Origin of the sequence: Undibacterium sp. GrIS 1.8, assembly GCF_040544445.1 — a bacterium.
Taxonomy (GTDB): domain Bacteria; phylum Pseudomonadota; class Gammaproteobacteria; order Burkholderiales; family Burkholderiaceae_D; genus Undibacterium.
The window spans coordinates 1-23,383 of the sequence record NZ_JBEONQ010000014.1; the positions used below are offsets into that span (position 1 = coordinate 1).

22 protein-coding genes are annotated in these 23,383 nt (G+C 46.8%); 13 read left to right on the forward strand and 9 right to left on the reverse strand.

All coding sequences use genetic code 11. From position 1 onward, the window contains the following. Positions 1–231: 231 nt before the first annotated feature. Both ileS and AAKU64_RS08485 read right to left on the reverse strand, forming a co-directional pair. Entirely contained in the window at positions 232–3,096 is a 2,865-nt protein-coding gene (ileS, locus tag AAKU64_RS08480; RefSeq protein WP_354332804.1) for an isoleucine--tRNA ligase, read from the reverse strand. Between the two features lie 109 nt (positions 3,097–3,205). Then, entirely contained in the window at positions 3,206–4,183 is a 978-nt protein-coding gene (locus AAKU64_RS08485; RefSeq protein WP_354332802.1) for a bifunctional riboflavin kinase/FAD synthetase, read from the reverse strand. A gap of 700 nt (positions 4,184–4,883) precedes the next feature. Here AAKU64_RS08485 and AAKU64_RS08490 point away from each other — a divergent pair. Continuing rightward, on the forward strand, positions 4,884–5,051 hold the full coding sequence (locus AAKU64_RS08490; RefSeq protein WP_354332800.1) for a hypothetical protein: 168 nt from the start codon (positions 4,884–4,886) through the stop codon (positions 5,049–5,051). Positions 5,052–5,102: 51 nt separating this feature from the next. On the opposite strand, the gene AAKU64_RS08495 is transcribed toward AAKU64_RS08490, so the two are convergent. Beyond that, positions 5,103–5,702 carry a YceI family protein gene (locus AAKU64_RS08495; protein ID WP_354362007.1) on the reverse strand — a complete coding sequence of 200 codons (600 nt, stop codon included), beginning with the start codon at positions 5,700–5,702 and terminating at the stop codon, positions 5,103–5,105. A 116-nt stretch (positions 5,703–5,818) separates the two neighbouring features. Between AAKU64_RS08495 and AAKU64_RS08500 the strand changes: the two genes are divergently transcribed. Next, positions 5,819–6,286, forward strand: coding sequence for a GNAT family N-acetyltransferase (locus AAKU64_RS08500; protein ID WP_354362008.1), 468 nt, complete (start codon positions 5,819–5,821; stop codon positions 6,284–6,286). A 100-nt stretch (positions 6,287–6,386) separates the two neighbouring features. On the opposite strand, the gene AAKU64_RS08505 is transcribed toward AAKU64_RS08500, so the two are convergent. Beyond that, positions 6,387–7,535 carry a methyltransferase gene (locus AAKU64_RS08505; RefSeq protein WP_354362009.1) on the reverse strand — a complete coding sequence of 383 codons (1,149 nt, stop codon included), beginning with the start codon at positions 7,533–7,535 and terminating at the stop codon, positions 6,387–6,389. Positions 7,536–8,201: 666 nt separating this feature from the next. Between AAKU64_RS08505 and AAKU64_RS08510 the strand changes: the two genes are divergently transcribed. Further along, positions 8,202–8,846: a 2OG-Fe(II) oxygenase gene (locus AAKU64_RS08510; RefSeq protein WP_354332792.1), complete on the forward strand. Its 645-nt coding sequence runs from the start codon at positions 8,202–8,204 to the stop codon at positions 8,844–8,846. Positions 8,847–8,983: 137 nt separating this feature from the next. On the opposite strand, the gene AAKU64_RS08515 is transcribed toward AAKU64_RS08510, so the two are convergent. After that, positions 8,984–9,448 carry a YidB family protein gene (locus AAKU64_RS08515; RefSeq protein WP_354332791.1) on the reverse strand — a complete coding sequence of 155 codons (465 nt, stop codon included), beginning with the start codon at positions 9,446–9,448 and terminating at the stop codon, positions 8,984–8,986. A gap of 200 nt (positions 9,449–9,648) precedes the next feature. Between AAKU64_RS08515 and AAKU64_RS08520 the strand changes: the two genes are divergently transcribed. Next, positions 9,649–10,353 carry a DUF3592 domain-containing protein gene (locus AAKU64_RS08520; RefSeq protein ID WP_354362010.1) on the forward strand — a complete coding sequence of 235 codons (705 nt, stop codon included), beginning with the start codon at positions 9,649–9,651 and terminating at the stop codon, positions 10,351–10,353. Continuing rightward, positions 10,241–11,647: an ankyrin repeat domain-containing protein gene (locus tag AAKU64_RS08525; RefSeq protein ID WP_354362011.1), complete on the forward strand. Its 1,407-nt coding sequence runs from the start codon at positions 10,241–10,243 to the stop codon at positions 11,645–11,647. The genes AAKU64_RS08520 and AAKU64_RS08525 overlap by 113 nt, the downstream gene beginning before the upstream one ends. Before the next feature lie 74 nt (positions 11,648–11,721). On the opposite strand, the gene AAKU64_RS08530 is transcribed toward AAKU64_RS08525, so the two are convergent. Then, on the reverse strand, positions 11,722–12,447 hold the full coding sequence (locus AAKU64_RS08530) for a 16S rRNA (uracil(1498)-N(3))-methyltransferase (RefSeq protein WP_354362012.1): 726 nt from the start codon (positions 12,445–12,447) through the stop codon (positions 11,722–11,724). 632 nt (positions 12,448–13,079) lie between these two features. Between AAKU64_RS08530 and flhB the strand changes: the two genes are divergently transcribed. From flhB to motD, 7 genes are read left to right on the forward strand one after another with little or no spacing between them, the layout of a single operon-like run. Beyond that, positions 13,080–14,249 carry a flagellar biosynthesis protein FlhB gene (gene flhB, locus AAKU64_RS08535; RefSeq protein ID WP_354332783.1) on the forward strand — a complete coding sequence of 390 codons (1,170 nt, stop codon included), beginning with the start codon at positions 13,080–13,082 and terminating at the stop codon, positions 14,247–14,249. Beyond that, complete coding sequence (flhA, locus tag AAKU64_RS08540; protein WP_354332781.1) at positions 14,246–16,330, forward strand: flagellar biosynthesis protein FlhA; 2,085 nt, start codon at positions 14,246–14,248, stop codon at positions 16,328–16,330. Before flhB ends, flhA begins: the two co-directional genes overlap by 4 nt. Beyond that, positions 16,327–17,604 (forward strand): flagellar biosynthesis GTPase FlhF, encoded by a 1,278-nt coding sequence (flhF, locus tag AAKU64_RS08545; RefSeq protein WP_354332780.1) that lies wholly within the window; start codon positions 16,327–16,329, stop codon positions 17,602–17,604. The genes flhA and flhF overlap by 4 nt, the downstream gene beginning before the upstream one ends. Beyond that, positions 17,597–18,451 carry a MinD/ParA family ATP-binding protein gene (locus tag AAKU64_RS08550; RefSeq protein WP_322119044.1) on the forward strand — a complete coding sequence of 285 codons (855 nt, stop codon included), beginning with the start codon at positions 17,597–17,599 and terminating at the stop codon, positions 18,449–18,451. Before flhF ends, AAKU64_RS08550 begins: the two co-directional genes overlap by 8 nt. A 6-nt stretch (positions 18,452–18,457) precedes the next feature. Further along, positions 18,458–19,189, forward strand: coding sequence for an RNA polymerase sigma factor FliA (locus tag AAKU64_RS08555; RefSeq protein WP_322119043.1), 732 nt, complete (start codon positions 18,458–18,460; stop codon positions 19,187–19,189). Further along, on the forward strand, positions 19,171–19,911 hold the full coding sequence (locus AAKU64_RS08560; protein ID WP_354332778.1) for a flagellar motor protein: 741 nt from the start codon (positions 19,171–19,173) through the stop codon (positions 19,909–19,911). Before AAKU64_RS08555 ends, AAKU64_RS08560 begins: the two co-directional genes overlap by 19 nt. 8 nt (positions 19,912–19,919) lie before the next feature. Next, entirely contained in the window at positions 19,920–20,705 is a 786-nt protein-coding gene (gene motD, locus AAKU64_RS08565) for a flagellar motor protein MotD (RefSeq protein WP_354332776.1), read from the forward strand. Between the two features lie 347 nt (positions 20,706–21,052). Here the strand turns inward: motD and AAKU64_RS08570 are convergent, their stop codons facing one another. The 3 genes from AAKU64_RS08570 to flgA all read right to left on the reverse strand — a co-directional run bounded on the left by AAKU64_RS08570 (position 21,053) and on the right by flgA (position 22,621). Further along, a complete protein-coding gene (locus tag AAKU64_RS08570; protein WP_354330970.1) occupies positions 21,053–21,541 on the reverse strand; it encodes a flagella synthesis protein FlgN in 489 nt (162 codons plus the stop codon). Beyond that, positions 21,538–21,849 (reverse strand): flagellar biosynthesis anti-sigma factor FlgM, encoded by a 312-nt coding sequence (gene flgM / locus AAKU64_RS08575; RefSeq protein WP_354330968.1) that lies wholly within the window; start codon positions 21,847–21,849, stop codon positions 21,538–21,540. The genes AAKU64_RS08570 and flgM overlap by 4 nt, the downstream gene beginning before the upstream one ends. 112 nt (positions 21,850–21,961) lie before the next feature. Further along, complete coding sequence (gene flgA, locus AAKU64_RS08580; protein WP_354330966.1) at positions 21,962–22,621, reverse strand: flagellar basal body P-ring formation chaperone FlgA; 660 nt, start codon at positions 22,619–22,621, stop codon at positions 21,962–21,964. Between the two features lie 280 nt (positions 22,622–22,901). Here flgA and flgB point away from each other — a divergent pair, with 280 nt between their 5' ends. Continuing rightward, positions 22,902–23,378 carry a flagellar basal body rod protein FlgB gene (gene flgB, locus AAKU64_RS08585; protein WP_354330964.1) on the forward strand — a complete coding sequence of 159 codons (477 nt, stop codon included), beginning with the start codon at positions 22,902–22,904 and terminating at the stop codon, positions 23,376–23,378. Positions 23,379–23,383 lie beyond the last annotated feature (5 nt).

Here is a 23,383-nt window from a genome sequence, read left to right on the forward strand (position 1 = left end):
TCCACGCCATGATTGCCACTCTTTAAATTTATCCTGTTGCTATTGTCTCATTTGAGGTAAACACTCTGCTTGGCTTTTTATCGTGCAAAGATCTCCGTGTAAATGATTCTTGGTTAATCTTGATGAAATCGATAATGATTGCATTATTGGGACGCTGATCTCTCATCTCAACCCTCTCCCGCAAATGAGAGAGGGGCTAAAGCCTAAAGCGATAAATTGAGTCAATTTGAATTACGCAAATTGACGCGATTCTCCACTACCAAACAAATTACTGATACAACGACCGCATAAACCGGTGTGTTCTGCATGCGCGCCAACATCAGCGCGATAGTGCCAGCAACGCTCACACTTTTGATAGCTGGATGGGGTAACAATCACAGCTTCTTCCGCTTCCGTCGTCACTTTCTCTATCGCGGCTGCTGATGTGATCAATACAAAACGTAAGTCATCAGCAAAGCTTTGCAGTAAATCAAACTTAGCACCGCTGGCTTTGATGGTCACTTCAGCTTGCAAGGATGCCCCGATGCCGCCAGCTACCCGAACTTCTTCCAATTGCTTAGTAACGTCCGTGCGAATCAAGCGCAACGCAGTGTATTTTTCCATCAGTGCACTGGCGTTGTCGATGACCGGTAAAGCGTAATACAGCTGCGTAAAAATCGTTTCATCGCTTTCTGCATAAGCTTCTTTACTGGCGAAACTGACCCAGGCTTCTTCCGCTGTAAAAGACAATGTTGGTGCCATCAGGCGCAGCAAACTTTGCGTGATATGCCAGATCGCTGTTTGCGCAGAACGACGTGCTGCCGATGTCGTGCCACTTGTATATAAACGGTCTTTCAGGATATCGAGGTAGAAACCACCAAGATCTTCTGAGCAGAAGGATTGTAATTTGGCGACCACCGGATGGAATTCAAACTGCTCATAATGAACGAGGATATCGGCTTGCAACGCTGCCATATTGGCGATCGCGTAACGATCAATTTCCAGCATCTCATCGATTGCCACTGCGTCCGTCGCAGGATTGAAATCTGAGGTATTCGCTAACAGGAAGCGCAAAGTATTGCGAATGCGGCGATAAGACTCCGTCACACGTTTCAATATCTCGTCAGAGATAGATAGCTCGCCGGAGTAATCCGTTGCAGCGACCCACAAACGCAAGATATCTGCACCCAAGGTGTCCGAGATTTTTTGTGGCGCTACGACGTTACCTTTGGACTTAGACATTTTCTTGCCTTCGCCATCGACCACAAAGCCGTGCGTCAGCAAAGCCTTGTAAGGCGCACGACCGTCCAGCATCGATGCAGTCAGTAAAGACGAATGGAACCAGCCTCGATGCTGATCAGAGCCTTCCAGGTACAAGTCGGCAGGGAACTGCGATTGTTCTTTATGTGAACCGCGCAAGACCGTGTAATGTGTGGTACCGGAATCAAACCAGACATCCAGCGTATCGCGGTTTTTGACGTACATATCGGCATCATCACCAAGCAAATCGGCGACTTCGATTTTTTGCCAGGCTTCGATACCTTCTTTCTCAACACGTTGCGCAATTTGCTCTAGAAATTCCGATGTACGTGGATGCAGTTGCCCCGTTTCTTTGTGCAAGAAAAACGCCATCGGTACGCCCCATTGACGCTGACGTGACAATGTCCAGTCTGGGCGATTGGCGATCATGCCATGCAGGCGCGCTTTGCCCCATGCCGGGAAAAATGCGGTCTCGTCAATCGCTTTTAATGCGGTTTGGCGCAGGCTATTGCCACCATCTTTTGGTGTATTGTCCATACTCGCAAACCATTGCGATGTTGCACGGTAGATGATCGGCGTTTTATGACGCCAGCAGTGCATATAGCTGTGATCAAACATCTTTAGCGAGAACAAGGTACCCGCTTCTTTGAGTTTGTCGCAGATCGGTTTGGATGCTTCCCAGATCGTCATACCCGCGAAGAAGGGCAGTGAAGACGCAAACTTTCCGTCGCCCATGACAGGTGCGATGATGGCATCATCCTTCATGCCGTGTGCTTTGCAGGATTGGAAATCTTCGATACCGTAAGCCGGTGCGGAATGGACAATGCCTGTGCCGCTATCCAGCGTCACGTATTCACCCATATAGACGGGAGAAAAACGGTCGTAGCCCGCATCCAATTGTGCCATCGGATGTTTAAAATTGATCTCTGAAAGATCAGCACCGAGGCAGGTCGCGATGACTTTACCTTCTAGACCGTAATTGGTCAGCGACGCCTCTACCAGATCGTTTGCCAGAATCAGCAAGGTCGGTTCGCCCTCACGTACGGTCTCGACCAGTGCGTAAGTGATTTCCGGGTGCATGTTCAATGCTTGATTGGATGGGATGGTCCACGGTGTCGTGGTCCAGATCACGCAATAGCCTTTATCGACAGGCAGCTTGGCGAGTTTAAACGCCGCAGCGATCTTGTCGTGCTCTGCAAACGGGAAGCCGACATCGATTGACGGGTCGCGTTTATTTTCATATTCGACTTCTGCCTCTGCTAATGCAGAGCCGCAATCAAAACACCAGTTGACCGGCTTCAGGCCGCGATACACATAACCTTTTTCAAGCAATTTTCCGAGTGCACGGATTTCATCGGCCTCGTTACCGAAGTTCATGGTTTTGTAGGGATTGTCCCATTCACCCAAGACACCCAGGCGGATAAAATCTACTTTTTGTCGTTCTATCTGCTCGTTTGCATAGGCGCGCGCTTTGGCTTGCACTTCTGCCACCGGCAGATTTTTGCCGTACAGTTTTTCGATCTGGATTTCGATCGGCATGCCGTGGCAATCCCAACCCGGCACATACTGCGCATCAAAGCCCGCCATATTGCGTGCTTTGACGATCATGTCTTTCAGAATTTTGTTAACTGCGTGGCCGATGTGGATGTCGCCGTTGGCGTACGGTGGGCCGTCATGCAGAATAAATTTTGGACGATTGGTAGAGGCCTTGCGGATGCGCTGATAGATTTTTTTATCTTGCCATTGCTTCACCCATTGCGGCTCGCGCTTGGCGAGATCGCCGCGCATCGGGAACGGGGTTTCAGTCATATTGACTGGATACTTGCTGGCGACTTTTGCTGACTTTTCGTTAGACATAATTTTCTTTAAGTGAGTTATTTTTTTTGCGTTCTTTGTAAAGACGACTCAATTTAATTCAATTCAAAAATGCTCGAATATCCTTGAATTAAACAAAGAGAAGTGGTCTTCAAATTCGGTCAGTAGCAGAGATCGCACCCGTGGCACGATTACGAAAATACGCTCTGGCCTGTTCGGCATCGCGCTCAATCGCTTCGGTCAGGGTTGGCAGATCGATGTATTTTTCTTCATCACGCAGCTTCTGTAAAAACTCTATCTGGACCACTTTGCCATAGGCATTGCCGCTGTAATCAAATACATGTGTCTCTAGCAGCACGCGGCCACTATCATCTACCGTTGGTCTTACGCCCAGGCTAGCGACGGCAGGCAAAGCTTGCTCGGATAAACCATGCACTTGTACGATAAAGATGCCTTGCAAAGCAGGACGATGATGCGCGATTTGTAAGTTCAATGTAGGGAAACCGATGGTGCGTCCTAACTTTTGACCATGTACTACATGCCCAGATATGCGATAAGGACGCCCAAGTAAATGTTCGGATTCGACAAAGTTACCTGCCGCCAGCGCAGCACGCACAGCAGATGAGGATATACGCTCGCCTTTGTGTTGCACCGCAGGCAGTGTTTCGACCTCAAAGCCAAATCGTTTGCCAGCTGCGATCAGCATGTCGATATCGCCAGCACGTTTGGCGCCGTAACGAAAATCTTCGCCAACCATTAACCATTTCACGTGCAAGCCTTGCACCAGAATTTTTTCAATAAAATCTTGTGGTGACAGCGCAGCAAAATGCGCATTGAAATGCTCCACGATCACACGGTCGATGCCAGCTTCTTGCAGCGACAGCATATTGTCACGCAGATTGGCAATGCGGCTAGGCGCTTTACCGATATCGCCAGACAATTGCGCAAAAAATGCCCGTGGATGTGGTTCAAACGTCATGACCGCAGCTTCAACGTTCAAGCGTGTAGCGGCGGCGCGCAAGTGGGACAGTAAAACCTGATGTCCAAGATGTACGCCATCAAAGTTGCCTATTGCCAGTGCGCAGGGCGCACGCGAGGCAGCGTTGGGAAGTCCGCGAAATACCTTCATATTTTTTGAGTGACTGCTATGAGTAACTACTGAATGCAAAACCTTCGATTATAAATGCATTCTCATTACGTTTTTGCTTTGGATGAGGGAAAGAAAGACTTTCGTTGATGATAATCCTAGAAACGACAGTTGACCGCTTGTCAGTGTTAATAAGTATTTGATTAAATTGAATCGTTTCAGTATTTTTGCCGTCACCGTTCTGGTCACAGCGCTACGAATCTGATTGCACACTTTTTCGGCTCCCCAGCGGCGTTACTCCTCGTTGCAACGTGAAGGTTGCGCCTCGTCTCGCCTTGCTGGAAAGCCGAAAAAATGCACACTCAGACTCGTCCAACTGACGTTTCTAGGATAATTCGTCTGGGACTATCGATTTTTGAACAATTAAGACTTCAGTGAAAACTTTTACGCTCTCAACTTTACCAGACTGATAATGTTGAAAAGCCATTCTTTGTTGTATTTTTCATCAACAAAATTACAAGCTAAAGCAATATACTCCCCATTATTTTTTGTAAAAATGCTCTATTGTCCAGTAATCATATGGACAACTAAGATATACAGGCTACCAGTATATTATTTGTGGGCGTTGTGTAAATAGTCTGGTGAGTTAGTTTTGATCGGTAACGGCGATCCTTAAACCCAGATTTCCCATTAGACCGCTACTACTTCGCAGAAACGCAGACAGCATGCGGTGTTCAGAGGGATGGCACCAACGCGATTTGATTGGGAGCGCTATAGCGACAATTGCACCTCTGGCGAACTGCCTAGCGTTGTTGCTCCTCCTGGCAAGATGCAGCTTGCGTCGTCGCATCTAGCCAGTCAGTCCGCCAAAGGCACACTTGCCGCTGTTCCAATGGAAAATCTGGGTTAAATTCTATTCCTTGGCCTGCAACTGAGGGACTTCTTATTTACCACACTCCATTTACTCTTTAATCGCCTCAACGCTGAAATACAAAGTTACCTCATCGCTCACAAATGGCACATATCGTCCAACATTAAAATCACTGCGCAGGATTTTGGTGTAGCCATTGGCACCACATGCAGAACGTAAATAGATCACCATAAAGCGGCAATTGAATTGCGTCAGCTCGAACTTAGCAGGCTTAGTGATGCCTTTGATGGTTAAATCACCATCAATGCCGGTGAGTTTTCCAGCATCGTCAAATCGTAAGGCATTTGATTTAAAAGCGATTTTTGGGAATTGCATCGCATCAAAAAAACTAGGTGAGCGTAAGCTGGTGTCGAACAGCGCGGTGCCGGTACTGACCGAAGCAGTGTCGATCTCAAATTGAACCGAGCCAGTTTTATTGGCAGTATCTAGCTCAATCGTGCCGGTATTCATGTCGAACCGCCCACGTTGCAGAGACAAGCCCCAGTGGTTGTATTCAAATACGGAGAAAGTATGCTCAGGATCGATTTGATAGCGATCAATGGCGTGGGCATTTGGAAGAACAAGCCATAGCAGCAGAAATATTATCGAGACGTAACGGCCAGACAGATGACGCAAAAGCAAAAGCGGCATAATGAACTCCTCAGATTCCCCGAATAATCACACTTTTATTCTACTGAGATGTGTTCTGGCCGTGTTAAATTTTCACGGTTCATTTACGACTACGAAACTCATTTTGAAATGGATTTATGCCGAACAATGTAGTGATAAGAGAAGCGTGCCTGGCTGACCGCCATAGGGTGCATGAGATTGCCAGCGTTGCTATGCGTGAATTTGGTCTGGAGCCAGATTTTGATCATTTAGACCGAGACTTGGGGCAATTTGGCGTGCTTAGCCAAGCGGTTCTCACGCAATTGGTAGCGGAGTTAGATGGAGAAATCGTCGGTTCATTAATACTCTCTCGCAAAAGTGAACGTGTCCTTAAACTCTCTGCCTTTTATGTGGATTCTGCTACCAGAGGGAAGGGCATTGGCAAAATTTTGCTTCAAAACGCAGTCGTGATCGCTAAGCAAACAAGCTATGTCAGCATTTATCTAGAGACATGGACAACGATGTTTGCAGCTGTTCATCTCTATAAATCAATGGGGTGGCAGATCGGGGAAAAGCTTGACCCAAGCACCGGGGCTGAATGGTCTTATGTGCTTGAATTAAATTGAATTAGATTGAGCTTGAGCTTGAATTACGCTGAAGCTTAATTAAGTTAAGAAGTTTTCATCGGATTTTGAGCTTTTGAGCATAGTGCTCACCTCACTTCGCTTACTTCACCCTCAAGCGCCACAAAGAAGTCACTTCTTTTGATCTGGCGCCATGCAAAGGGTCTTCGCTATCGGTCGCTTTGCCATGCCGTGGTTTGATATCCATTTTTCCAACGACTTCTAAACCGCCCGCATCCATCCACGACCATAATTCTGCCGATGTGCGCAAGCCCAGATGTTCTGCCAGATCGGACAGAATAAGCCAGGCCTCGCCTTTGGCTTCTAAATGATCCGCGACGCCGGATAAAAATCCACGCAACATGCGGCTGTCTGGGTCGTAGACTGCATATTCAATTGGCGAGTTGGGGCGGGCAGGAACCCACGGTGGATTGCAGACTATCAGCGGCGCGCGGCCTGCCGGAAATAAATCTGCCTTAATGAGGTCGACTTGCTGGTCGCTCCCTAATCGGTGAATATTCTCACGGGCGCAGCTTAATGCACGCTCATCTTGATCGGTAGCGATAATGCGCTTGATGCCGCGTTGTGCGAGCAAAGCAGCAATGACGCCGGTGCCGGTGCCGATATCAAACGCCAGTTCGGTTGATGGCAATGGCGCTTTAGCGATCAGATCCAAATATTCGCCACGAACAGGTGAGAACACGCCGTAATGTGGGTAAATGCGGTTGTTCAGCGCCGCGATTTCTACGCCGTTTTTACGCCACTCATGCGCGCCGGTCAGTCCTAATAATTCTCTAAGCGACGCGATGAAAGGCGTGCTGTTTGCATCAACGACACCATAAGCCTCAGCGCAGGCTTGGCGCAGATCAGGGGCACGGCGGAGGGGAGTGCTGTAGTCGGCATTAAACGGCAATAACAGCATTGCCAACACACGGGCACGCTGTGATTGAGCTTGGCGATGCAGGTGGAAAGCCTCTGTCATCGTCGCCGGAGCTTTCTCAATTTTGCGTGATTTAGCCGGCTTTTTATCGATACGTCTGGCCAATGCTTGTAATAGCTGGCGTGCATTTTGAAAGTCGCCACGCCATAACAAGGCAGTACCTTCGCAAGCGAGACGGTACGCGGTGTCGGCAGTCATGCGGTCATCAGCGATTTGCACACGTTTAGGCGCTGGCGATCCACTTTCAGAATGCCAGCGAGCGGTATGCACTTGGTCGTTTTCGGTCCAGCTAATGACAGGGAGATCGCTCATGGTTTATTCAGTTGCACTAAGTAGCGCCAGGTTGCAGTTTAAGTTGAAGCGCCAGAGTTTAACAAAGATTGCCTGGCGGATTGGGAAAGATCGCTATTGCCTTCCGTTGATAAATAGAATTAGCTATGTATTTGGCGGTCTTCGCATTATTACTGTTTTATTGCTGATAGATGCTGATGTGCGTTGGTATCGCTAGATCTTTTATCCGGGGCGCTAGTATCTTTAAGCTGAGGTGAAAGTGATCTGTGCTGTACGTAGCGGGATTCTAATTTTTTCGTACCACTTTCATAGGCGGTAAAATAATACTCCATATAAGCATATTTAAGTTGTCCATATAATCATTGGTCTATCCGCTATATTTAAGATTTTTACAGGGGAGTATATTGTTTTTTCGAGTGGGTATTAATGGCTTGGGCAGAGAAATACGATTGCTGCAGCTAGCGATATCCGCGCATATTTACAGCGTCGGCTCGTATCGGTATTAAAAATACAATGCCACATCGGTAATCTAACTTTATGTGCGTTTCGTGTTATACAACTTACAGCTATTAAACAAGCGCCACTCACAAATTCCACATATAAGTGCCACATACTAGGTATCGTCATTATTCAATGGCAAGCTTGCACTGCACTCCATCGTATGTTTCTTAAGAAAGTAGCACACTCATGTTTGCCGAATCACCTGGTGATTCATTCGCTGATTTTGTGTGCCTTAGCAATGCGCATCAGATCAACATTGTGGAAGACTTAGTCAAACAAGGCTGGTCACAACAAAACATTTTTTTGTCCGAAAATTTAACCCTGGCTCTGGCGGCGGAATGTCAAGTATTGGCAGATATCGGCGCATTAAAATTAGCCAATGTTGGTCGTGGTGCTGAGCAAGCTATCCGGCCAGAGATTCGCGGTGACCAAATCCAATGGCTAAAAGCAGGACAGTCGCTGGCATGTGATCGCTATTTGCAAATTATGGAAACGGTGCGCATTGCTTTAAACCGGGCCTTGTATTTGGGGCTGGATGAGTATGAGAGTCACTTTGCTTTTTATGCGCCGGGAGCGTCTTATCTCAAACATCTGGACCGGTTTCGTGATGATGATCGCCGGACTGTGTCGGTGGTAATTTATCTGAACTTTCATTGGTTGCCAGAGCAGGGCGGTGCTTTAAGACTGCACCCCATCGGTAAATCTACGGAGGACATTTCTCCACTAGGCAGCCGCATGGTGCTATTTTTATCGGCGGATATGCAACACGAGGTGCTACCCGCAACGCGTGACCGGCTATCGCTCGCAGGTTGGTTTAGACGACGCGCTTGATCTTTAACGTGATCTGAAAACCAAGGTATTTAGGACAAACTTGCCATAAAAAATGCGTAATACCATTTCTATCGCTTAAATCGGTATTACGCATCTTAAAAAAACCAAAAAAATCACGGTGTAAACAAAGCGCTACATCAAGCCTTGCTCAAAAATGAGCTGGAAAATTGCTCTAGCATACTTCCCAACTCACCAAAACCAGAGGTAGCTACTTCACCGTTGGGCGTTAGCTTATCCACTAGGCCGGGCAACATTTCTGCCAAATGTTCTGCTGCACCGTCGTGCGACAAACCTGCTGCTTCTGCCAATTGTGCTAGCTGGCCATTGCCGAGCGCACTTTTGATTTGGTCTGCAGAGATAGGCAAATTATGACCATTGCTTATCCACGAACTGACGATATTGCCGAGGCCGGCGTTTTCAAATGCGCTGACTAAACCAGATAAGCCCGACGAGCCAGTTTGATCACTTTGACCATTTTGTCCGTTAGCAGATTGATTATTGGTAAGCATACCAAGCGCAGCTTGTAGCAACATCGCTTTGGGATCATTACCTTGATCCGAGTTGCCGCCCAACATGCCTAATGCTGAATCCAGAAGTCCCATACGATCCCTTTCTGAGGTGGTTGATGAATTACATTACAACGGAAATGACAATCATATTAATACTAAAAAGTTAATCTGATTGTGAACTTTATATGAATAGTTTCCGCAGGTATTTGTCATCCAAGTTTATTGCTCGCCGAGAGACTATTTTGCAACGCTGTCAGTGGCGCTGCGATTGTGTGCTCTGCTATATTTGCCGCATGAAAAAAATAAAAACAATCGCTTCAAAAATAGGGTTTAGTTTGATTGCTGTGTTATTTGGGGTGAGCTTCACTGCTGCTGGTATGGGGGCAGGTGCGATCCCTTTGGCTAAGCAGATAATTGGTTTGTGGAAAGCACAAAATCTGGTGGCGGTACAGGCGCAGATTGAAAAACTATCCCTGGAAGAGCACGACGGTGAGACCAGAACTTATCAGGTAAAGGCTGAATTTAGTTACAGCTATCAAGCCTTAGGTCACCGCAGCAAGCGCATTAACATCGGCGGCGACAGCAACGATAATATTGGCGACTACCAACGTGATATTTATCGAGAATTGCAACGCGCCAAAGACCAGGAGCAGTCCGTCACGCTCTGGGTCGATCCCGACGATCCTGAGTTTGCCGTCTATGACCGCGCAATTCGCTGGATGCGATTATTGTTTCTGTTGCCGTTTGCATCGCTGTTCCCTGCTGTGGGGATTGGCGCTTGCTGGGCACTCTGGAAAATCTGGCGGCCTTCGGCTGAACCTGTCATTCCTGTTGTTACAGCAGAATTCGCTCAACAACATAAAGTACCACTTTCTAGCCTGATCATTGCCCCCAGAACAAAGCGGTGCGTTGCCAATGGGTGTCTTTGCCGTGTTCTGGAACTTGCTCTCCTGGCCAATCGCTGGGGTGGCATTATTCTCATCTCATATTGGCAATAATCCACTGATCCTTACAGTTTCTATCTTCCCTCTGGTTGGTATTGGGATGATTGTTTTTGCAGTGAAATTATGGTTTGTCAGAAGCTGCATTGGTCAGCCAGTTTTAGTGACCACCAAAGCGCCGGAAATAGGGTTGAATGAATGGAAAGCCAGAATACGTTTTATACCACCGCTCGGTGAAAGTTTGGGTATGTTACGCACACCGCAAGCAAGTTGTCCGGTCAGGATTGAATGCCAGTGTCTTTATGAAGACAGCAGTGGTGAAGATACCAGCACTAAAACCTTGTGGTCGCTCGTCGTGGATGAGGTGCAGCTTGCGCATGGAACTTCGCAGACGAGTTTCATGGTCGATTTTCCAGCACAATTGCCAGCCTCAGGTGCTGCGGATGGTAAGAACAAAAAAATTATTTGGAAATTAGTAGTGAGAGTATTTGATGGCGATTTAGTTTTTCCTTTGTTGGTTGGTTCTGCATTGAACGAGTCTTCAAAGATCCACTGGCAGAGCCTGCTGCACAAATCAAAACCGCTATATCAGCTAGATTTGACAAAGCTAGCGGAGGCTGCGTCTTTGCGTAATGCCGCTGAGCGCAGGAATCCTTGGTTAGGGCGCATCTTTTTATTGTTTTTTGTCACGATTGCAGGATGGAGTTTGATCAAATTTTTGTTATCGGTGTTTGATCCTGCTCGTAACGAGGCGCAGTCAGAAATGGCGCCTGTACAAACCGAGACATATACACAATTACAGGCAAAGCTTGCTGAGGGTGCTGATCCAAATCGGCGTGACAACGATGGACTAACCAGCTTGATGCAGGCTGCGCAAGAAAAAGATTTGGCCAAAGTGCAATTATTATTATCGAGTGGCGCACGTGTTGACGATGTGACGCCAGTTGTCATTAGCGCTGCAGGTTACCGAATGGGAAACCGCAGCGCCTTATTTGATGCGATTAGTAGCGACGCGGTTGAAGTGGTTGGTGTTTTACTTGATGCTGGTGCTGACATGCGATTAGCCAGCAATCAGGTCTGGACGCCCATGCATTACGCTGCCTATGTCGGCGCTGTGCGCAGTATGCGTGTATTGCGAGAGCATGGTGCTGAGATTGATGTGCCGTTTAGCGAAGCACGCGGTTCTACCCCATTGATGGTTGCTGCGCAATATGATCAGTTGCAGTCAATCCAGTTTTTACTGGAATCTGGTGCCGATAAAACGAAATTAGATTTGTACGGAGAAAATGCATGCGGCTATGCACGTTATTTTAAAAAAACAGCGGCTGCAAAAGCGCTTGACTGCGATTAACTTGAGAGATTAGTTCAAGAGAGTAAGTTCAAACAATCATTTCAAACAAAAAATAATCGCAGCACCGCAGTACTTTACATCCCTCCCCACGCCGCATTTAATGTCACAATCGCCGCCAGACCTGCGGTTTCTGTACGTAAGACGCGTGGCCCCATACTCAGGGTCAAGACACCTTGTCTGATCGCCAGCATTTCTTCATCATCAGAAAATCCACCCTCAGGACCGATCATCAGGCTGACTGATTGCGCGGGGTGATGACGTGCCCAGTCGGCAAGCGATTTATCTGCTCTGGGCGATAACAAAATGCGTTTATGCATATCTTGCTGTGCCAGCCATTTAGGCAAATCCATAACTGGAGATAAATGAGCCAGGCGATTACGCCCACATTGCTCCGCCGCAGCGACGATAATGCCTTGCCAGTGAGCGAGCTTTTTTTCAGCACGCTCTGCCGATAATCTCACCACACAACGTTGGGATGACAATGGCTGTATGGTCGTCACGCCAAGCTCAATCGCTTTTTCAATAATCCAATCCATCTTGGATGCTTCCGGCAAAGCCTGCGCCAAAGTCAAGGCAAATGGTAGTTCGCATTCTTCCGGTAAAAATACTTTGACTTCTGCGGTAACACTTTTTTTTGTAACGGACACCAAGGTGGCGACATAACTGGCGCCTTCGCCATTAAATAGAGAAATGTTCTCGCCAGCAGAAAGTCGTAAGACAAATATATGGTGAGCGACATCTGTAGGCAGATCAATCGAGGCGCCGATGGTAAGCGGTAAAGGGCAAAAGAAGCGAGGCATGTTCTATTTGTATAAAAGAGTATTCGTGTGACGGTATCGAAAAACGCCATATCATGGAAAAAGATTATACGGCAGGCTTTACTAATTTCGATTTGTGCAAGGAGTGATACTGGGAAGCTGACGGTGCAAATTTCTTATAAAGGAAGATTTTGCGGATAGTCCGTTCTAGGGACGCGGCTAAGCACTATATGTATTGCTACTAAATCATTGCGGTTCGCGCTTTGTTTGTTTTCTTATCGGATTTAAATTTATACTCCTAATTAGTATATTTAAGTGTCCATGTATTCATTGGTCTATAGGGTATTGGCGTTTAATTCAACTATTTGAACGATAGATAAAAGCCATCGTTCTATCTCTGATTTCGCTCTTCAATATTGCTTGTTCTAATCACGCCATCGCCATTGCGCGTGCAGATCAAGAGTGCTTCGTCGCTTTTAAAAAAGCTGTCTTTTCTGAAAATCTAAGTTTACGTCACATCTCACTTGCTCTGATTTTTTGGGTTTACTGAAATAGGGGGTAAATCGTCACTTGTTCGGCGCATCTACAGAATGCAACATCGCCAATAATCACACTTGTATAAATGTGTAATAGCAGCGTTTTGCTTGCTTCTTAGAAATAGATGGGAGTCGGTAATGGCCGAAGATAGCGATCTCGAAAGAACCGAACCGGCGTCGCCCAAGCGCTTAGAGCAGGCGCGTGAAGAGGGCGATGTCCCGCGCTCAAGAGAGTTGTCTACTTGCACGATCTTGCTTGCCGCGGGCGCTGGCTTATGGATGTCTGGCGGTTCTTTAATCAGGCAGTTGAATCATATGCTCATCGATGGATTATCGATGGAGCGTACTTTAGCGTTTGATCACGATATGTTGTTTTCGCACATCGGCATGATCTTGATGGATGTGTTGCTCGCTTTTGCTCCGCTCGGTGGTTTGTTGATGCTGGTTGCAATTGGATCTCCGTTATTAATCGGTGGCTGGCTTTTTAGTGCTAAAGCCTTGCAACCTAATTTTAGTCGTATGAATCCTTTGTCTGGTCTGACGAATATGATTTCGTCCAAGGCCGGTGTGGAGTTAGTTAAGGCAATTCTCAAAGCGCTGATTGTCGGAACGGTTGCTTGGATCGTCGTAATGAATCAAAAAGATGCCATCTTCGGCCTTGCTTCCGAGCCTTTGGCCGCTGGCAGCGCACACATGGCAACCATGCTTGCGATCTGTTTTTTATCGATCGTCGGTGCCTTGGTATTGATTGCCGGAATTGATGTTCCATACCAAATGTGGAGTTATGCCAACAAGCTCAAAATGACCCATCAAGAAGTGATACAAGAATCAAAAGAAGCCAACGGTAATCCCCAGATTAAAGCCAAAATCCGCGCGCAACAGCGCGAAATGGCGCGTCGCCGGATGATGTCAGAAGTACCGACAGCCGATGTCGTAGTCACCAATCCAACGCATTACGCGGTCGCTTTGAAATATAAAGATGGTAGCAACGGTGCGCCGAGAGTGGTTGCCAAAGGTGCTGATGCCGTCGCTGCAAAAATTCGTGAACTGGCTGCAGAAAATAATATTCCCTTGCTAGAGGCGCCTCCCTTGGCACGTGCTTTGTTTAAGCACACTGAGTTAGGTGACGAAATTCCAGAGACACTTTACGCGGCCGTTGCAGAAGTTCTGGCTTACGTCTTCCAGTTAAAAACATTCCGTCAGCATGGCGGCCTCAGGCCATCTGTGCCTTTCGATTTAGCAGTTCCTGCTGAACTTGATCCAAACAACGCTCCTCAACCAGCGAATACCGCCGGAGCTAATCCATGAATGGTTTGAAATTACCCGCCTGGATGAGCATATTTAGTAACAAGGCCATTGCTGCGCCGATACTCATCATCATGATGTTGGCGATGATGATATTGCCGCTGCCCGCCTTTGTACTCGATGTCTTTTTTAGCTTCAATATTGCGCTAGCAATCATTGTTTTACTGACCAGCTTATACACCATCAAGCCACTTGATTTTATGGTGTTTCCAACCGTGTTATTGGTCAGCACGATGTTGCGCTTATCACTCAACGTGGCATCAACCCGGGTAGTGTTGACCGAGGGGCATACCGGTCCAGATGCTGCCGGTAAAGTGATTGAGGCCTTTGGACATTTTCTGATTGGCGGTAACTATACGGTTGGTATTGTAGTCTTTGTTATTTTGACGATTATTAACTTTACCGTCGTGACCAAAGGTGCAGGTCGTATTGCGGAGGTCGGTGCCAGGTTTGCATTGGATGCGATGCCTGGTAAGCAAATGGCGATTGATGCGGATTTAAATGCGGGCCTGATTGCGGAACAAGAAGCACGTCGTCGCCGTACCGAAGTCGCGCAAGAAGCTGAGTTTTATGGTGCGATGGATGGTGCTAGTAAGTATGTTCGTGGTGATGCAGTGGCGGGCATTATGGTCACCATCATCAATATTGTTGGTGGCTTAATTGTAGGTATGGTGCAGCATGATCTGGATTTTGCAACAGCCCTAAAAAACTATACTTTGCTGGCAATCGGTGATGGTCTGGTTGCGCAGATCCCGTCACTGATTATTTCAACAGCGGCAGGTATCGTAGTATCTCGGGTTGCCAGTGATCAGGATATTGGCGGTCAACTGATTGGCCAATTATTTGCTAAACCACAGGTGCTGTTCATTACAGGTGGCATCGTTGGTGGCATGGGTCTGATTCCAGGCATGCCACATGTAGCTTTTTTATTGTTAGCTTTACTTCTGATCGGTGGCGGTTACTTATTAACCAAAAAATCGGATGTCGTCCCCACGCCCGAAGAGCAAGTTGCAGCGCCAGTTCCGCCGTCTGAAATGGAAGAAGCAACATGGCAAGATATCCTGCCAGTAGATACTTTAGGTTTAGAAGTTGGCTATCGCCTCATTCCTTTGGTTGACAAAGGGCAGGGAGGGGAGCTGCTTAGACGAATTAAAGGAATCCGCAAGAAGTTTGCGCAAGAGGTAGGTTTCTTATCGCCCCCTGTGCACATCAGAGACAACTTAGAGCTTAAGCCATCGGCGTACAAGATCACGCTAAAAGGCGTTGAGGTCGGCGTCGGTGAGGCGATTACCGGGCAATATCTGGCAATTAATCCCGGCATGGTATCTGGCACTTTGCCTGGCCCGATTACGACAGACCCAGCGTTCGGATTGCCTGCAACCTGGATTGACGCTGCCATGCGGGAGCAAGCCCAGACTATGGGTTATACCGTAGTGGATGCCGGTACTGTCATTGCCACTCATCTCAACCATTTAATTACATCGCATGCGGCTGAGCTGCTGGGTCGTCATGAAGTTCAGCAATTGATGGACCACCTCGCAAAAGACACGCCAAAGTTAGTCGAGGAATTGGTGCCTAAACTATTGCCACTGTCTATTTTGCAGAAGGTATTACAAAACCTATTGATCGAGGGTGTGCATATCCGCGACATGCGCACCATTATCGAAACCTTATCTGAGCATGGCATGCATACCCAAGACGCAAACGAGCTGACGACTTACGTTCGCATTGCATTAGGTCGGGCAATTGTGCAGCAGATATTCCCGTCCACCAATGAGTTGACGGTGATGACATTAGATAACCGGCTCGAACGTTTGCTGATGCAAGCATTGCAAACGAGTGGCTCTGATGGCGCAGGTATTGAACCAGGATTGGCAGATACCTTGGCAACTCAGACAGAGGCAGCAGCAAAACATCAAGAGCAGATGGGTTTAGCGCCGGTTCTGTTAGTGCCGGGTCCTTTAAGAGCGTTGTTGTCGCGTTTCTTGAGGCGTACTTTGCCGCAGTTAAAAGTGTTATCGCAAGCAGAATTACCAGAAACAAAAACAATTAGAGTTACCAGCCTGGTTGGAGGGCAATTATGAACGTGAAGAAATTTTCAGCGAATACATCGCGCGAGGCAATTCGTATGGTGAGGGATGCACTCGGTTCGGATGCAGTCATTCTCTCTAATCGGAACGTCGATGGAAAAGTAGAAATACTAGCGATGACAGATGAGACGATGAGTTCAATTGCGACATCATCGGATCAGCGTGCGATCCCGGAGACGGCCAAATTTCCACCGCGGTTGCAGCAGACTGAACAGGGATGGCAAGCCAGCGAATCGCCTCTGCTCTCAAAATCTCAGCCACACGTGCTAGATAACATAGTCAGCGCCGGTGAGTTAGCCGACGTGATGACTGAAATCCGGTCTATGCGCGGTATGCTGGAAGCGCAATTGGCAGAGATATCCTGGACGAACACCCAAAAACGTCAACCTCAAAAGGCAGAAGTAATGCGAGAGATGCTGGCAACGGGTTTCAGCGCAAGCTTATCCCGTTATCTAGTCGATAAAATGCCAGAATCTGAAACCGTCGCTAGTAGTATGGATTGGATTAAAGCGATTTTAAATCGCAATTTATCCACTATCAATAATGAGAATGAAATTTTAGAAAAAGGCGGCGTTTATGCTTTGGTTGGCCCTACAGGCGTAGGCAAAACCACCACCACAGCAAAACTCGCTGCCCGTTGCGTGATGCGCCATGGCCCTGCCAAACTAGCATTGATTACGACGGATGGTTATCGTATTGGTGGCTACGAACAATTGCGTATTTACGGCAAAATATTAGGTGTGATGGTGCATTCGGTTAAAGATGAATCTGATTTACGGATTGCTTTGTCTGAACTAAAAAATAAACATACCGTATTAATCGACACGGTCGGCGTCAGCCAACGCGACAAAATGGTGACAGAGCAGGTTGCTATGTTGTCTGGTGCAGATGCCAATGTAAAACGCTTATTGTGTTTAAACGCGACCTCTACAGGCGAGACACTTAGTGAGGTCGTTCGGGCTTATCAGGGTAGCGGGTTGGCGGGATGTATTTTGACTAAGCTTGATGAGGCCGCGACTATCGGCGGCGTGTTAGATATCGCGATTCGTCAAAAGCTTCATATCTATTATCTCGCCAGTGGCCAGCGTGTGCCTGAGGATTTGCACATCGCAAACAAGCAGTACCTGGTTGATCGCGCATTCAAATTAAAACGAGAGACATCTGCCTATCGATTGCAAGATGAAGAGCTACCGATGGTGATGGCAAATGCGGCTATGGCTTCCGCCGCGAATACCAATAATGGTTTGCGGGAGGTGTCTTTTGGCTAGTTTTGATCAGGCAGAAGGCTTGCGCCGGATGTTAGAGGCGCCAAGACCGCGTGTGCTCACGTTTTTATCCGCTTTGCGTGACGAAGAAAAAAGTGGCATGCTTATTAATTTAGGTGCTTCTCTTGCGAGAAAAGGGCAGCAAGTCTTGATGGTTGATGCCAGATCTTCGGCCAATAGTATTGGCGCTTGGCTCAATGCAAATACCGAGCAGACCTTGTTGGACGTTGCAAGACAACGGCGTACAATGCAAGAGGCAGTAAAAATTGTATCAGCAGGCTTATCTGTGACGATGCTCTCAAAATATGCGACTGCGTTGGCGCGATTGCCCGCCGAAAATACTAAGCGTTTATCCCGTGTTTTTGATGTTGCTGCAAACAGTGCGGACTTGGTCATTGTGGACAGCGAAATTGATGGCGATGATGCGTTCCCGCTAGCTTCATTTGAAGAGAGCGAAGTCGTAATACAAGTATCTGCCAATGCGGCCACGATTAAAGATGCTTATGGTTTGATTAAACGTGTCAATAACCGTGTAGGCCGTCGTTCTTATGGTATTTTAGTATCGGGTGTAACAGAACCGGAAGCACGATTGGTTTATACCAATATGGCACAAGCGGCTAGTCGATATTTAGCAGTACCTTTGCATTTTGTTGGCTACGTGCCAGAGGACGATCACATGAAAAAAGCAGCGCATTTAGGTCGTTCGGTGATTGATGCATTCCCATTGGCGGGTGCCTCTATTGCGTTTTCTCAATTAGCTGAGCGGCTTGCCTTGACCGCAAGATCAACAGCCCGCTCAACATTAGGTTTACATGGATTGCCAGAGTTAGGTATTCGTCTCGGAATTTGATTGATTATGTACACCGCTAGCGGAAAATCAGATAAAAATTCCCTACTTACGGAGCATGCTCCACTAGTGAAGCGACTCGCTTATCAATTAAAAGCGAGATTGCCCCCCAGCGTCGAAGTTGATGACTTAGTGCAGGCCGGTATGATAGGTCTGCTAGATGCCGTTAACCGTTATGAAGATAATCACGGCGCACAATTTGAAACCTATGCAGTGCAACGCATACGCGGTGCAATGCTGGATGAATTGCGCAGCAGTGATTGGCTGCCGCGTGGTGTGCGCCAAAACATGCGCAAAATTGAAAACGCAATGAACGCATTGCAGCAAAAATTGGGACGTCCACCGCTAGAAACGGAAGTTGCTAAGTTGCTGAAATTGAGTCTGGCCGAATACCAGGATTTGCTGGGTGAGAGTGGTGGACATCAACTCGTGTATTACGAAGATTTTCATGATGCAGATACCAAAGAGCATTTCCTCGATCATTACTGTAACGATCGTTCAGGCGATCCTTTAGAAGATCTTTTGCATGGCGATTTTCGTGATGCTGTGATCTTCGCGATTGATAGTTTGCCCGAGCGAGAAAAGCTACTCATGGGTTTGTATTACGAACAAGAGCTCAATTTAAAAGAGATAGGCGCCGTCATGGGCGTATCCGAATCCCGGATATCGCAACTTCATAGCCAGGCAGTAGCCCGACTCAGGGCTTCTTTAAGGGAGAAAGCGTGGACTGGGCTAGCCTAATTGGATTTATCTTAGTAGTTGTCGGCATCTTTTCAGGCCAACTGATTGAGGGCGGACGCTTATCCTCCTTAGTGCAGCCTGCTGCATTTGTCATCGTTGTTGTCGGCACGATCGGCGCTGTATTGTTGCAAAGCCGGATGCCCACGTTTATCCGTGGTGTCAGGATGCTGAAATGGATTGTTTCCATGCCAGTCGATACCAGTAAAAAAACTATACAAGAGGCATTGATCTGGAGCGTAGTTGCTCGCCGCGAAGGTTTTTTGAGCCTTGAACGTTACATGGAATCCAGCAAAGATCCTTTTATAAGCAAAGGTTTACGCCTTGTTATTGACGGTATTGATCCTGCCCGCATAAAAGATATTCTCGAAGTTGACGTGTCGTTATACGAAATGGAGCAACGGCAAGCCATCAAGATTTGGGAAGCGGCTGGCGGCTATTCGCCAACTATCGGGATTTTAGGCGCGGTACTCGGCCTGATCCATGTGATGGAAAATCTGAGTGATCCCAGTAAGCTCGGTAGCGGGATTGCAGTCGCTTTTGTAGCGACAATTTACGGTGTAGGCCTGGCAAATTTGTTGTTCCTACCTATCAGTAACAAGCTGAAAGAAATTGTCCATCGTGAGGTAGTAAGGCGCGAAATGTTATCGGATATTTTTTACAGCATCGCATTTGGCGATAGTCCTCGAGTGGTGGAAGAGCGCCTGGCAAACCATAAAAACTGATATTAGCCATGGCCAGAAAGAAATATCATGAAGAGAGTGACAACCATGACAGATGGTTAGTTTCTTACGCCGATTTCATTACCTTGTTATTTGCTTTTTTTGTCGTCATGTATGCTATCTCATCGGTCAACGAAGGCAAGTACCGTGTGCTGTCTAATTCGCTTACAGGGGCGTTTGGTAAAGAGGTATTAGTTAAGCCGACTAAAAAAGATACCGACTTAGAGCCTGCGATTAAGTTAGATCCTCTTCCCATCATCAAACCCAGAAATACAGAGCCCTTACGCAAAGAGCGTGAGCAAATGACCGGGATCGCACGCGATATTCTGGCTGTTTTAGAGCCCTTGGTCAGAGAGGGTAAAGTAAGAGTCACACAGACAAGTCGTGGCGTTACGATAGAAATTAATGCAAGTGTGCTTTTTGCCCCGGGCGAGGCAAAGCTGAACGAAGATTCAAATCAGGCATTGAAGGCGATTGCATCGGTGTTAAAGCTGGACAATCACGCCATTCAGGTGGAGGGGCACACCGATAATCTACCTATTAAAAATACTAATTTTCCATCTAACTGGGAATTGTCCGCCGTGCGTGCCAGTACTGTCGTCCGATTATTCACGGAAAACGGCGTTGATGAAAATCGCATGACTGCCGTTGGACAAGGACCGAAAATGCCAGTCGGATCAAATGATACCGCGGATGGCAGGGCCAGAAATCGACGCGTAACGGTCACTATTCTGGCTATTTTGCCAGAATCGGGTGTTGACGTTCCGGTAACATCTGCCGATAAAAGAGCCAATTGAAGCTGGGATCTGCATGTAATATACAGGTGGAATATACAGAGTCGCTTACAAAAATACAGCGACGAACCCGTCGCTCCGTATGTTTTTTTGCTTAGCCGAGTGGAATCATCAATCAAATATGAATCCTTGGTTAAAATATACTCACTATGAGTATATTTAAATCGTCCAGACAATCATTGGGCAATAAGCCATATTGGGAGGTGCTGATGGGGGAGTATGTTAAATTTGATAGCTTATAGAAGTGCATGTAGCTATCAAAGAATATTTTCTGATTTTGATTTCAGGAGTTTACTAGGCAAGCCAAAGTTGGCAAAAGTGATTACTCCGTTGTATTCAATTAAGCTGCATTAACCTGCCACTACGCCTCGACCCGGCATGTTTTTGACTGTTGATTGTCCGTTTGGACCGTACATTGATCCTGCAGGATTGTTTTGCTGGAGTATGTTCAGTGCACTTTGGTTACGAGTGAACTGGCGGTTAATCAAAATACCATTTGTGCGGTTATTTTCTTGCGCTTGTTCAGAAATCGCTAAAAGCGTTTTCCAATAATTAGATGTTTCTACTTCTGTTGGTACTTGCTCCAGCAATGCTTGCATGCCAGACATATCGGATAGAAATCCCAGATCTTTTAAGCTTGATGCTCTTAATTTTTCTAATTCAGATACTTTTACAAGTAGCGCACTTTTATCTTTGGTGATTTCTGTCAGGTCATTCACACGTGCTTCAACTAGCGCAGCTTGTTCCAATTTCAACAACTCAGATAATGATGTCATTTCTACGACTTCATCTTTAAGGCATTGATTTAATTGGAGTAGTTTTGCGCTGGAGAGGTTCATGATGATTGTTTTCTAGAGTTTAATAAATCTTTAACAGTCTCAAGCAAGCCATCAGCTACTTTTTCTGAATTGACCTGGAAGCGTCCTTCAGAAATGGCGAGCTTAATTTCTTCCACTTTTTTTGTTGCAAACACACCGCTGCTAGCCTGAGTGTTTTGTAAAGCCTGCAATTGCGTCGACAGGGGCGAGATCTGCACCGTGTGCGAAGGCGTTGTTGCTACCTCTGCTTTATCGGGCGAACGATCAGTACGAACCTGAGTGCCAGTTGGTACTGCCGGCGTACTTTGTAGTGCGTCATTAATTTTCACAGCGTTACCCTCTTTATTCGGATTTATATACATCTACGTTATGTATATCGGCTGTGTTATTTTAAACTTTAACCTTGAGCAAGGAAATATCGTTCCGCAAGGTAATCCCGGTTCAATATGTGACCTCAATAACTCCGCCAGCTCTGGCTATTCCGCTAACTACCTGACCTGACATTGTCTTCGCTTTTGCTACTTGTCCTTCGCTTGCATTGTTTAATGCCTGTCCGTCAGTCGCTACCTGAAATCCTTTACCCGTGCTGGTTACACGCACAGATTGTCCTTGTTGCACTACTGGGGGACTTTTTAGTATGTCTCCTCTTAATGTAGTACCAGACGTGACGGATGTCGTTATTGACCTGCCTATTGCTTGTTCTGGATTTGTCACAACACCATTTGGGAGGCTTGATAGTTCTCCTTTGGTTTTGATTAGATCCGAGGCTGTCAGAACATGTCCTATCGCCAAAGATCCCGCAGTGACATAGTAATCACCAGTAATTTGCACATTTGCTGTCAGATACACAATCCAAGGAGTTGGTTCTGCGCAGCGTACGCCTACCGTAATCTTGCCCCAGGGTTTACTTCCCTGAGGTAAAAATGGCAATAAATTAGGGCATGCAGCTAAGTTTAAGCGACTATCCAGTGGCCCAACGCTAATACGCACATCGCCAGATTGGCCTGCGGACTGTGTTTTTAAAAAGTTTTCTGCTGCCTCCCGCACCGCCAAGGGATTTTGCTGAGCGTTGTTTGGCTCGGCAACGACTTGCGTGCTCAAGATTATGCTTAAGATGGCCAGCATTGATCTTGATATTAATCGCTTTTTCATTGGATTCTCGGTGGAAGCATTGAATCAAATTGTAGTTTTTATCTTGGAAAGTAAATCGAGGAATAGACGGTATTTTGGTCTTCTTTTTAGATGATTGGACTTGTCTTTGCGGGGATAACATGCAAAGCATCAAAAACCGTTTAAACAGCCGCTGATATTGCTTTTACTTAAATTATCGCGTTGTTATCAAGCTAAAACCGCACTAAAGCAGATCGTAATTGGAGGGAATATGGCTAACAGAATCGATGATTATTTTCGTTTTCAAGAAACTGCGCTATCTGTCAGAGGGCAGCGTCAGCAATTGATTTCATCCAATATCGCTAACGCCGACACGCCCAATTATAAAGCGCGCGATATCGATTTTTCGTCCGCGATGAATAATGCTTTAAATAATGCGACGACTGCAACATCGACTGGCGCTGCCGTCAATCAAAATGGCAATTTAGCAAACAATGCAATGCGTCAAACGGGAAATCAATCTCCAACAGAATTGGCGAAAACCTCACCAAATCACCTTGATGGACAAAATAATGCAGGCGGTAGCCAGTTACTTTATCGTAATCCAGCGCAGAGCAACATAGATGGTAATACGGTAGATATGGATGTGGAACGTAATCAATTTGCAGATAATTCTTTGCGTTATGAGGCCAGCCTTACTATGATTAATATGCAGATTCGCGGTATGTTAGCCGCTATCCAGGGGTAATTATT

Bases quoted from the DNA above. Each gene is read 5' to 3' on its own strand.
- flgB (WP_354330964.1), top strand. From the start codon at position 22,902: ATGGCTAACAGAATCGATGATTATTTTCGTTTTCAAGAAACTGCGCTA.
- AAKU64_RS08490 (WP_354332800.1), top strand. From the start codon at position 4,884: ATGGCACCAACGCGATTTGATTGGGAGCGCTATAGCGACAATTGCACC.
- AAKU64_RS08505 (WP_354362009.1), bottom strand. From the start codon at position 7,535: ATGAGCGATCTCCCTGTCATTAGCTGGACCGAAAACGACCAAGTGCAT.
- AAKU64_RS08500 (WP_354362008.1), top strand. From the start codon at position 5,819: ATGCCGAACAATGTAGTGATAAGAGAAGCGTGCCTGGCTGACCGCCAT.
- AAKU64_RS08555 (WP_322119043.1), top strand. From the start codon at position 18,458: ATGTACACCGCTAGCGGAAAATCAGATAAAAATTCCCTACTTACGGAG.
- AAKU64_RS08515 (WP_354332791.1), bottom strand. From the start codon at position 9,448: ATGGGACTTCTGGATTCAGCATTAGGCATGTTGGGCGGCAACTCGGAT.
- AAKU64_RS08485 (WP_354332802.1), bottom strand. From the start codon at position 4,183: ATGAAGGTATTTCGCGGACTTCCCAACGCTGCCTCGCGTGCGCCCTGC.
- AAKU64_RS08570 (WP_354330970.1), bottom strand. From the start codon at position 21,541: ATGAACCTCTCCAGCGCAAAACTACTCCAATTAAATCAATGCCTTAAA.
- AAKU64_RS08495 (WP_354362007.1), bottom strand. From the start codon at position 5,702: ATGCCGCTTTTGCTTTTGCGTCATCTGTCTGGCCGTTACGTCTCGATA.
- flhA (WP_354332781.1), top strand. From the start codon at position 14,246: ATGAATGGTTTGAAATTACCCGCCTGGATGAGCATATTTAGTAACAAG.
- flhB (WP_354332783.1), top strand. From the start codon at position 13,080: ATGGCCGAAGATAGCGATCTCGAAAGAACCGAACCGGCGTCGCCCAAG.
- flhF (WP_354332780.1), top strand. From the start codon at position 16,327: ATGAACGTGAAGAAATTTTCAGCGAATACATCGCGCGAGGCAATTCGT.
- ileS (WP_354332804.1), bottom strand. From the start codon at position 3,096: ATGTCTAACGAAAAGTCAGCAAAAGTCGCCAGCAAGTATCCAGTCAAT.
- AAKU64_RS08530 (WP_354362012.1), bottom strand. From the start codon at position 12,447: ATGCCTCGCTTCTTTTGCCCTTTACCGCTTACCATCGGCGCCTCGATT.
- AAKU64_RS08510 (WP_354332792.1), top strand. From the start codon at position 8,202: ATGTTTGCCGAATCACCTGGTGATTCATTCGCTGATTTTGTGTGCCTT.
- motD (WP_354332776.1), top strand. From the start codon at position 19,920: ATGGCCAGAAAGAAATATCATGAAGAGAGTGACAACCATGACAGATGG.
- AAKU64_RS08520 (WP_354362010.1), top strand. From the start codon at position 9,649: ATGAAAAAAATAAAAACAATCGCTTCAAAAATAGGGTTTAGTTTGATT.